Origin of the sequence: Dankookia rubra (assembly GCF_004355005.1) — a bacterium.
Classification (GTDB): domain Bacteria; phylum Pseudomonadota; class Alphaproteobacteria; order Acetobacterales; family Acetobacteraceae; genus Paracraurococcus; species Paracraurococcus ruber_A.
Genome location: NZ_SMSJ01000145.1, coordinates 1 through 9259 on the forward strand (window position 1 = coordinate 1; position 9259 = coordinate 9259).

Below are 9259 nucleotides of genomic sequence, written 5' to 3' on the forward strand. Positions count from 1 at the left end.
ACCTTACCCCTAGGCGTAAGGGCGGCAACGGACATCCGCACCACCCACAAGCCAGCAAGGTCACCCAATCAGACGCCCGCAGCGCAAGGCAGCCGAAGAAGGACGCTTACGGAGCAACAGCCGAGGATTAATGAACAGGTGGTGCTCCAAGCCCGGTCGACCCTGATGGAAAGCATGACTTCTTCAACGCCGATCTTGGCCCGCGGCGTCGTCTTGGCGTCACTACCGGCGTGGGGAACTGGCGGCTCTGCGGGTGCGGCGCCAGTCTGCCCGATGCACGCCTCTGCTATGCCCTCGGGCTCCCCCGGCAATGCCCAAACCGTGTCTGGCTTTGGCGTTGGGGAGTGGATGCCAGCCCTGGGCGGCATTCAGTCCGGCCCTCGTGCCGCTGAAGCCGTCCTCACGGTCGAATGGTCGTTCAGTGTTTTGTGCTGCGACACCCCTGACGACCATGCGATGGCGCAGGCCATTGCCACGGCCCGCAACCTCAGCCGTCGCGGGCATATGGCCGTCCTGCTTTCGGCCGGGCCGCGGTCGACACCTCTGGCTTCCGCGACGGAGGCAGAGGATTGCAGGTGCCAACCGGTTCGCCTCCTCCTACCAGTACCCGACGATCGGAACAGCCTCGTCCCCGTCCTGGCCGCCTCCGTGGCAACCCTGCTTTCCTCGATCGTCTGCTGCGGGATGGTATCGTTGGATGCGTCGGATACCTGGTCGGCGATCGGCAGCCCCAACCCTGGCCTTGCCATCTCGGCGGTCGCCGGCAGCATTCGGCCAATCCGTCGCGTCAGCAGCCGGCGCGGCGGGGACGGGCGTGCCCGCTGTGCACCGCCTCTTGATCAACCTCCTGATGCCACCTGCATGGGGCCTCCACGCGATTGATGCGCTCGCCACGGCTATCGCGGACAGATCCGGTAAAGCCGAGATCGCGGTCCTGACCGCGGTCAACGACCCGGCCGCCGAGACTGCATGCGTGCTGCTGGTCTGCTCGTTGCGGGCGTCTGCTCCAATACCGGCATGGGCGCAATGGCCCGGCAGGGCTGCCGAGGGACGGGCTTCATGCCCCATGACGGGGCCAAGGCCGCCATCGCGTGCTGTCGCCCGGCAAATGGTCTAACGGCTGGCGCCGGAGCACTGCCGCGTCGACCGACATAGCCGAACCGCTAATTTCGGAGCAACACCTTCAAGGTCCAGGTATTGCCGCGCGGCACCGTCCGATCGAGACCTGCGACAGGGCCAACCCGCACTTCCACATCAGGGTCATAGGTGCCCGGTGCGGCAACCACGGTCAGGCGGATGTTCGGCCCGACGAGGGTGCAAGGTCCGGCAACAATGCGCTGGATGGTCGCGCGGTCCTGGTCATCCAATGCGCGGCGTAGTTCGGCGACTTGGCTCTGGCTCCCGCATAAGGCGGTGCCCTGCGTGGTGAATACGGGCCGTTGAAAGTTCACATCCTGCTGGGCGGTCGCGATCAGAGGCATGGTGCCAAGAAGCAACGCGGCAGCAAGCAGATCGACGCCCTTACGCATGACCGCCTCCTCGGTGTCTGCTGCCGGCATAACATCAAGGCAGGCTCGGTACGCGTCAAAAGTCGGTACAATCCCGCAGCCCCAAGCATGGCACCGGTGCCCTGCGAGCTTGCAAGCGACCAGGGACTCTTCTCTTGCCACGCTTGATCTTCAATCGCTTCAAAGCGCAGCCTTGCGACGCGATCCTCCAGTTTCAGTCGAGGCAATCCAAAGGGCAGCGCCATGCAGAGGCTCAATCGCCGGTCGGCCTCGGCCTTGGGGCTCGCAATGTCGGCCAAATCCATGCCGGCAACAGGTGCGCTCGCTCAGCCTCTTGCTGGGGGCGCCTGAGCAGCGCCTCCGGGAGCGCGGCATCGATTTGCCCAAGGTCCCTCCCGTCGCAGGCGTCAACGATGTCCCACTCGTGCGCACGCGCAGTCTGGCTTTCCTGTCCGGAGTTGGGCCAAGCAGACCCGGGGCGGCCTTGCCACGGGAAAGGCCGGCCGCGACGTGACGGTGGACGAAGCGTACCAGCCCGTTCGACATACCGGACTGGATCTTCTCGCGGTGTTGCGCGCGGGAGTGGGTAGCCTGAACACCGTGGTGCGGCCAGTGGAGGTGCTGGGGATGGCAAATGCCATTCCCGAGTTCGCCGACCACCCGAAGATCATCAGCGGCTGTTCCGACCTGTTCGGCGACCAGGGCGGCATGCGCGTTCCGCTGCCGGAGTGGCGTCTCTGCCTTTCGGCATCACCATCGAGACGGTCTTTGAGGTTGCCTGACGCTTGGCACGGTTCGACGGGGGTGCGTATCGCACTTGCCGCGACTTGATGGTGCGGTTTTTGTTTTATCCCTCTTCCATCTGGGCAGGGCAGGTTCCGGAGCACTTCCCTTCGTTATTGGCGGGATAGAATTCCATGAAGGACGTTTGGGTTGAGAGATGCGGCGTTTGAAGCGGAAGTGAAGTGTTTGATGCAAACCGGTGAGGGCAGGACCTCTGGATGAAACGTTAGGAGACTGGCAATATTGCCTTCCCGGAGCGGATCGTGCCCATGTTCACGCCGATGCGACTATCCAGCGCGACCAAAATTACCGGCACCGATGGCAACGATTACATTCGTTCGTTTGGCAATGCCGACAGCACTCTTGAAGGTGGATGGGGCAACGATACCATTCAGGGCGGTGCCGGCAATGATTACATCAGCGGCGGTCGAGTTTCAATCGTGCTGCAACCGGACAACAACCTGCTGGACGGTGGGCCGGGCAACGACACCATTGTCGGTGCCATGGGTAATGACACGCTGGTGGGCGGTCCGGGCACCGACCGGCTGGCCGGCCAGGGCGGAAATAACCTGCTGTTCGGTGGTCCCGGCGACGATACCTTTGTCTTCGGGCACGGTGCCCCGTTGGTGCCTGCACGACTGATCGGCAACGACGTCATTCTCGATTTTCGGCACGGCGACATCATCGATCTCTCGGCGCTGAACTATCTAGGTGGCACCGCCGATCTTCCTTACCGCTTCATCGGTGACGCCGCCTTCAGCGGGACTGGTCCCGAAGTGCGGGTCGTGGTGGACAGCTTCACCACGAGGATCGAACTCGACACTCAATACGTCTCCTGGCAGCCGGCAGATGGTAAGGTTGATGCGATCATCACCCTATTCGGACGCCATGCTTTGATGGGTGATGATTTCTTCCTCTAGGCTCGCATCAGCGCATCAGGCATGGCCGGCAATTTTGAGTTGCGCTGACCGTTTGAAAGCTCGGATTGACAGCGGTCACCGGGATCAGAAGCTGGCTTGCGCGATTCGTGCTGGTGGCTTTCACGTCACCTAACGGCACGATGCTCGCGCGACGTTGGAAAGGAATTGAGGCGCCTGATCCGGGATTTATCGCGCCCTCGCCGTTCCGGCACGTCCGTACCTCAGAGGGGTTACAGTCCACCAGAAAAGCTGCGTAGTTTTTCCACAATGGAATGGTGCTCGGTACCATGTTCAACTGACTCAGGGCTCGACAATGTTCTTCGGCGCGGACGAGCCGTCGATGCTCGCCTCACTTTTGCGCAGTGCCGATGGTGTCTGACATCTGGAGCAGGTGTGCGTGCCGCAGGAGCCTCACCGCCCGCGGGCATGCGCACCGCCCTCGTTCGCGGCTTACCGGCCGCTGGCCAGAAGGTCGTCACGACCGATCTCCGGTCGGCGCTTGGGCGGCTCACTCGGGGAGGTAACCGGAGGCGCGGGGTGATCGAGGATGACTTGGAAGGTGACGAGGACGGGACAAAGGGTGAAATCGCTGCCTGATTGTCCGGCCGTTGCCCTCAACATCAGGAGCCGAGCCAGTCGAAGCGAGATTTCAAAATTCATCGACACCTAGCAAGCGCCAGCGACGACGACTCTTGCGGCCGAATTGCGGACGTGTTGCGATCCGCTATGATCGATAAACTTCCTCCAGCGGCCGCCCTCGACCGCAACCTCTTGGCTCTGCTCGACCACGCGTTGGCGATGGTGGCAGACCGCCTTACGCCCCAGCAACGCGCCGATTTGTGGCAGCGGTCCGAGAAGATGGGGCTCAGGGAAAGCATCGAGCGCCACTGCTCGCCCGAGGTCCAGCAGGTGCTTTTGAGCGAGCAGCCCCGTGGCAATCCGGACGGTGGGCAGGTCGGTGCAACCCCGGTCGAGCCTCAGCCCAGTGAGGGCGTGATCGTCGAGGAAGGGTCGGGCAAGATTTCGAGTATTCCGACGAGCTAGAAAGGGACCGGCTTCAGCAACAGGGTTGATCCAGTCCAGGTCGGGATCGCCTCAACCCACACCGCATCCACAACGGGAATGGGCACGGAGCATGGCGTGCGCGGAACGCAAAAAGTCTGCGCCGACCATCAGGCTGACGGCCGAAGTGAGACGTCCGCCAGCCGCTCTTGCGCTACCTTTGGATAATCGATCATCGCGCCCTCGCCATACGGAACCGCCTCGTTTCCCTGCTCCGCCCCAATGGCAGCCAGGAGGTTCAGCGCGATTCGGCGCGGCTGATGCGCCTAAACACGGGGCCATAGATCATCATCCAATCGACCCCTTCAACGACTTGGCCACCAGCGCGGCATCGTCGCCGGGTTACCGGCGTGCACTGAAGCGACAGCAAACGGACCCGAGCCTGCCGTATGGCCTGAAGGTGCCGAGTGATGGTAGCAAGATGCGGCCACCCTTTGGGCGGACGACGACACATGGGAGATCACCAGCCTTCATCGTGGCCCCTGGGAGGACGACGCGCTCCGGTTTTGACGGCACGGGCGGGCAGTCCTCCTCAAGCGCCGGCCGCTAGTCTGACCTGCCCAGCGCCTTGGCAACACTCACTGCGGATGTGCCGACTTCCGCGACGACGGCCTTCAGGCGTTCGGGGGTGACCTTCCACTTGTTGCACCAACCCATGACTTCCGGGGCCTTGGTGATATCCACCTGGGCACGCTCCCAGGAAGTTGGTTTCCGCGTTGTCGCATCCATTCTCAGCACCCCGACCGGCCCCGTGCTTGCGGCCAAGTTCCACCTTATCACCGCGGCGCAGTTGCAGTGGCGGTGTCGCCCCGAATTCGCAACGCTTTTCCGTGTGTACGCCGCCGTTCTTGGCCACCGCACTCGGTTGCGGCAGGCTGGTCGGCGTTGATCGAGCATCATCCGTTGACGCTTTGCGGTCGTTATGGAGCGAAAGGTCGATGTGCAGCGTATCGGCACGGCCGTCAGCCGCGGGAGCAACCTCGTCCGCTCCCAAGGGGATGCCGCAGACAAGATTGCCAGGGCGATCACTGGCGCCTTGGACGTGGTGGTGGCCTCGGGCAAGAAACCTACCGAAGCGGTGTCCAACAGCATCAAACAGGCAGCCTCAGCAAATGGGGCTCTACCCTTTGCGATTGGCGTAAGCTGATCTGGTTGACGATCGGTCAAAGCCGTTCTGATCGTGGTGGACGATCAAGCTAGGCTTCCCGAAAGGGCCGGCGGAAAGCGCCAGGGCAGAAGGTTCCTCCTGGGCTGATGCGGCACGTCCGAGGGAACGGCCGGTTTGCGCTTTGCACGCCGTACCGCTCGGACGTTCCGTTGCTCGGTACCACCGTCAACACTTGGACAAGCTTCATCGGACAGCAGATGATGGGTTTCTGACACGAACTTGCGAGTTGTGTCTCCACAGCAAGAATGTACTTGGAGTTGCATGCTGCAGCATGTGCAAATCGGGACCATCGCGCGGAGCACTCAATGATGGCACTCCGGGTTCTGATAGCCGAGGACGAGGCGTTGGTTGCCATGTCGCTCCACGACCTGCTGGAAGCGGACGGACATGAGATTGAACTCGCCTTCGACGGCGTCGCGGCGCTGGCGATGGCCCGCCGTCTGGGCACGGCTCTGGACGTTCTCGTCACTGACCTGAATATGCCGCACCTCGGCGGCGAAGCGCTGATCCTCAATCTTCGAGCCGAGCGGCCCAGCCTGCCGGTCGTCGTGGTCACCGGATCGCCGCCGCCAGGTGGAGCGGCGTCGTTGCGCGAGGGCAGCGGCGGCAACGGCCCACTCGTCCTGTTGCACAAGCCCATCGACTACCAGGCCCTGCTGGCAGCGGTGCGCGAGGTCGCGCACATCGGCTCGCAAATGGCTGCCGAGTAGCCACGGCGGGGACGCCGCCGGACGACACCCAGAGTTGGCGTTTGACGAACGCCAGTATGACCCGGCGAAACGCCAGGGCCGGAGTTGGTGACTGCGAAAAGTGACGTCGAGCGAGCAAGGGCGGAGATTGCCGCCGCCGGCGCGCCCCCGGCGGCCGAAGGAGGGCGGTTCAGCACCTTGCTTCTGCCAAGCCGCGACGCTGTCGTCTAACTCCACGCCCGGAAGGCCGTCGCCCATCGCCGGCCGATCCGCCCCAAGGCAGCGCAGGCTGAGAGTTCGCGCCAGTCCACGAACCGGGCCAGCCCCGCCGGCAATCTCGCGGGTTGGAGTTCGGAGGGTTCCAGGTTCGGCGTTTCCGTTGCACGCTCAGGCAGCGCTGATACGGCTCGCGCTGCGTCCTGCGCCTGCCAGAGGGCTTCGACCAACCTTTGCATCTCGGCGGCGTGTTGCGCACGCAGGCGCTCGATCTCCGCGGCGTGTACCTGCTTCGCGCCATGGAGCGCCTGGGTCAGTCGCGCCACCTCGGCCGCTTGCGCGTCGTGGTTCAGGGTCGCAGAGGCTTGCCCCTGGTCCTCAGCATGGACGCCATGCTGCCGGGGGGCCACAATGGTATCGGGCGGCGGCGACGCATAGGTCTCGCTCGCTGCCGCGACCTCGCCCGGCTGCGTTGCTGTGAACACCACCGATGGGGCACCCTGGTCGGCTGGCGGCAGGGGCAGCGGATGATCGCCGCTCGTCTCCCTGCCCATCAGCGAACAGAGTGCGGCAGGGATAGCAATCCCAGCTCGGCGAAGGCGCAGATGTTTGTCGCTGGGCCGTCCATGCCCAAGCATAGACCATCGACGCTTAATGGTATGTTGCGCCGAGGTGGCCGGCTCCCGAACTCTGGACATCAGTTGATGACAGGAAGGCGCAGCAAAAGCCGCAGGGCGCGCCGGGCATCGGCGGTCAGGCCCGCAGCGCGCTCTATCCAATGCTGGTGCTTGGCCCGATGCTCAGCTTCGACGAGCAATCCAGTGCAGGGCCAAGTCTAGCGAGGCAGTGGGAAGCCCTGACGCCCGCTGACGGCGACAAGGGCGCCGGTCGAGACTAGCAGTCCATGACAGACACCGCGTCGCGCTCACCCCCAACCTGCCCAAACCGCCTTGTTCCAGGGGAGATCACCAAACGCTATCGTCAGGGAACCGCATTTGGTCCGAGGCTGTCAGGCGCCGTGACATACCGCGAAATATATCAACGGTTGAATATGCCATAGAATATAAACTATCTGTGATGCCTCCGGATATGGAAGCGCATCATGCGTCGTGGCCTCGTCCTACCTTTCCCGTCTCCGCAGCGCCTCACACCCGATGACTGCGAGAGCTTGCAACGCTTCGCAGCAGCGTTCCCCGATGCGCAGATCGACATCATCATCGGCCGCGACCGTCGTGAGATCGCCATCGTCGCCTGTGACAAGCGCCAGCTTTGGATCAGTCGCAATGAAAGCCGCGTCCTTGTTCGAAACGCGGCAGGAGGTCAGCACCTCGCGCCAGAGATCTCCATGGACGACATACTCACCGCCCTGAAGGCAGGCCTGTTGGATGGCCAAATGCCCGGCAGGAGCATCGCGTCCAAACTTGCCGTTGGGCAGTCCATCATGGCTCTGGCCGGCAAATAGACCCGTGAACATCAATCAGCCGGGTGTACCCCATCTCGTCGAGATGCCACGACACGTGATCCTGGTCGTCGAGTACGATGCCATGCTGGCGCTCGATCTGGAGCAGACATTGGCTGGGGCTGGCCACGAGGTCGTCCGGGCAGCCGATGGCCACTCTGCTGTGATCAAAGCCGCCGACCCTGCGGTGAGCGTGCTGGCCGCGATTGTAAACCTTAATTTGCCTGATCGCGTCACGGCCCGCGAAGTCATCGGCCGACTTCGGGCGCAACGGCCTGGATTACCCATAGTGGTAGTCACAGGCTATTCGCCCCTCGCTTCACAAGCGGACCTGCGTGGCTTGGGTGGGCCGACCGTCCGCCTTCAACAACCCATCGACCCAGAGCGTCTCCTCCAGCGCCTTAAGGAGACGATGATGTCGGTCACTGGCGTCGCTTAAGGCCTGCACAGGTGCAGCCCCGCTTATGCTGCATCGCACAATCACTCACTTGTAAGATGTAATATCCGATACTTACGCGCATTCCTTCCCAGGAAGTTGAAAGGTGGGGGGCACCGATCATCTTCAGGGGATCAAACCATGCAGGTCTTGGTTGTCGAGGACGAGTGTCTGATCCGAATGCTCGTCTGCGATCTGCTGGAGGAGGCAGGGTGCGTTTGCATCGAGGCGGGAAATGGGATTGAGGCCCTGGCCTTGTTGGACAGCAAGCTGTGTCGCCCGGCTCTGCTGGTAACCGACTTCAATCTCGGCCCTGGCCCGAACGGCCAGACGCTTGCGAGGGAAGCCGTCAGCAGAATACCGGGGCTGCCTGTCGTCTTCATGACTGGCAATCCGGAGTCATTCGAGGGTTACGCGTTCCGCAACGACGAGCGACTGATCGCGAAGCCGTTTTCCGGCAGCCATCTGGTGGAACGCATGGCTGAACTAATGCCCCCCGTGCCTCGGCACCCGCCCGGATTGCATCCCCAATGGTCGACCGGCAGGTCGCCTGCTCCCGCCCATGATCTGCAAGTTGCGTAACTTCGGCTGACCGGTGGCCAATGCCACCGGGTCGGCCGGCAGCGGCTCGCAGCGCATTGCATCGAAGGTCTGATGCAGCGCATTCAGCAACCATGTGTCGAGCAAAATGCCGCTCGCTCCCGGTGCAGCCCGTTCCAAGACATCGATCCGCGACTGTCCGTCGCTTCTGACCATCGAAGGCAATCTTGCAGCAGTACACTTCCGTCTGCCGGCCATGACCTGACGGGATCGACGGAATGAAGCCGATCCGAGCGCGCCGCGTCTCCTGACCAGCCGATGAGGCGATGCTTCTCTGTGTAAGCTTCTCAATATAGGGTCGGGCGAAATTATTGATCCGGCCTGGGCGGTCTTGAAGGCGAGTAGGATCCGTCCAGGTTGGGGGCATGAAGCATGTGGACATGCGCAAGCTGCCGGCGGCGGCGCAAGAGGAACGTCG

Annotated in this window: 10 protein-coding genes; 7 read left to right on the forward strand and 3 right to left on the reverse strand. The window is 62.9% G+C overall.

The window, feature by feature from the left end; all coding sequences use genetic code 11:
- Window positions 1-1163: 1163 nt before the first annotated feature.
- Window positions 1164-1529, reverse strand: coding sequence for a hypothetical protein (locus E2C06_RS33870; RefSeq protein WP_133292962.1), 366 nt, complete (start codon window positions 1527-1529; stop codon window positions 1164-1166).
- A gap of 489 nt (window positions 1530-2018) precedes the next feature.
- On the opposite strand from E2C06_RS33870, the gene E2C06_RS38995 reads away from it, so the two are divergent.
- From E2C06_RS38995 to E2C06_RS33885, 3 genes are all read left to right on the forward strand, one after another.
- Complete coding sequence (locus E2C06_RS38995) at window positions 2019-2339, forward strand: RidA family protein (RefSeq protein ID WP_206664821.1); 321 nt, start codon at window positions 2019-2021, stop codon at window positions 2337-2339.
- Window positions 2340-2560: 221 nt separating this feature from the next.
- Window positions 2561-3211 carry a calcium-binding protein gene (locus E2C06_RS33880; RefSeq protein ID WP_133292963.1) on the forward strand — a complete coding sequence of 217 codons (651 nt, stop codon included), beginning with the start codon at window positions 2561-2563 and terminating at the stop codon, window positions 3209-3211.
- Between the two features lie 726 nt (window positions 3212-3937).
- Window positions 3938-4255, forward strand: coding sequence for a hypothetical protein (locus E2C06_RS33885; RefSeq protein WP_133292964.1), 318 nt, complete (start codon window positions 3938-3940; stop codon window positions 4253-4255).
- 564 nt (window positions 4256-4819) lie between these two features.
- Here E2C06_RS33885 and E2C06_RS38160 read toward each other — a convergent pair.
- On the reverse strand, window positions 4820-4957 hold the full coding sequence (locus E2C06_RS38160; protein WP_165982846.1) for a DUF3606 domain-containing protein: 138 nt from the start codon (window positions 4955-4957) through the stop codon (window positions 4820-4822).
- Window positions 4958-5746: 789 nt separating this feature from the next.
- Between E2C06_RS38160 and E2C06_RS33895 the strand changes: the two genes are divergently transcribed.
- A complete protein-coding gene (locus E2C06_RS33895) occupies window positions 5747-6151 on the forward strand; it encodes a response regulator (RefSeq protein WP_165982847.1) in 405 nt (134 codons plus the stop codon).
- Between the two features lie 206 nt (window positions 6152-6357).
- Here E2C06_RS33895 and E2C06_RS33900 read toward each other — a convergent pair whose 3' ends face one another.
- Window positions 6358-6900, reverse strand: a complete 543-nt coding sequence (locus E2C06_RS33900; RefSeq protein WP_133292967.1) for a hypothetical protein — start codon at window positions 6898-6900, stop codon at window positions 6358-6360.
- 548 nt (window positions 6901-7448) lie between these two features.
- Here E2C06_RS33900 and E2C06_RS33905 point away from each other — a divergent pair.
- The 3 genes from E2C06_RS33905 to E2C06_RS33915 all read left to right on the forward strand — a co-directional run bounded on the left by E2C06_RS33905 (window position 7449) and on the right by E2C06_RS33915 (window position 8823).
- On the forward strand, window positions 7449-7808 hold the full coding sequence (locus tag E2C06_RS33905; protein ID WP_133292968.1) for a hypothetical protein: 360 nt from the start codon (window positions 7449-7451) through the stop codon (window positions 7806-7808).
- A 4-nt stretch (window positions 7809-7812) separates the two neighbouring features.
- Window positions 7813-8244 (forward strand): DNA-binding transcriptional response regulator, encoded by a 432-nt coding sequence (locus E2C06_RS33910; RefSeq protein ID WP_165982848.1) that lies wholly within the window; start codon window positions 7813-7815, stop codon window positions 8242-8244.
- A 138-nt stretch (window positions 8245-8382) separates the two neighbouring features.
- On the forward strand, window positions 8383-8823 hold the full coding sequence (locus tag E2C06_RS33915) for a response regulator (RefSeq protein ID WP_133292970.1): 441 nt from the start codon (window positions 8383-8385) through the stop codon (window positions 8821-8823).
- Window positions 8824-9259 lie beyond the last annotated feature (436 nt).

Excerpts from the sequence above, each read along its gene's own strand:
- E2C06_RS33885 (WP_133292964.1), top strand. The coding sequence starts at position 3,938 with ATGATCGATAAACTTCCTCCAGCGGCCGCCCTCGACCGCAACCTCTTG.
- E2C06_RS33870 (WP_133292962.1), bottom strand. The coding sequence starts at position 1,529 with ATGCGTAAGGGCGTCGATCTGCTTGCTGCCGCGTTGCTTCTTGGCACC.
- E2C06_RS33900 (WP_133292967.1), bottom strand. The coding sequence starts at position 6,900 with ATGGGCAGGGAGACGAGCGGCGATCATCCGCTGCCCCTGCCGCCAGCC.
- E2C06_RS33880 (WP_133292963.1), top strand. The coding sequence starts at position 2,561 with ATGTTCACGCCGATGCGACTATCCAGCGCGACCAAAATTACCGGCACC.
- E2C06_RS33895 (WP_165982847.1), top strand. The coding sequence starts at position 5,747 with ATGATGGCACTCCGGGTTCTGATAGCCGAGGACGAGGCGTTGGTTGCC.
- E2C06_RS33905 (WP_133292968.1), top strand. The coding sequence starts at position 7,449 with ATGCGTCGTGGCCTCGTCCTACCTTTCCCGTCTCCGCAGCGCCTCACA.
- E2C06_RS33915 (WP_133292970.1), top strand. The coding sequence starts at position 8,383 with ATGCAGGTCTTGGTTGTCGAGGACGAGTGTCTGATCCGAATGCTCGTC.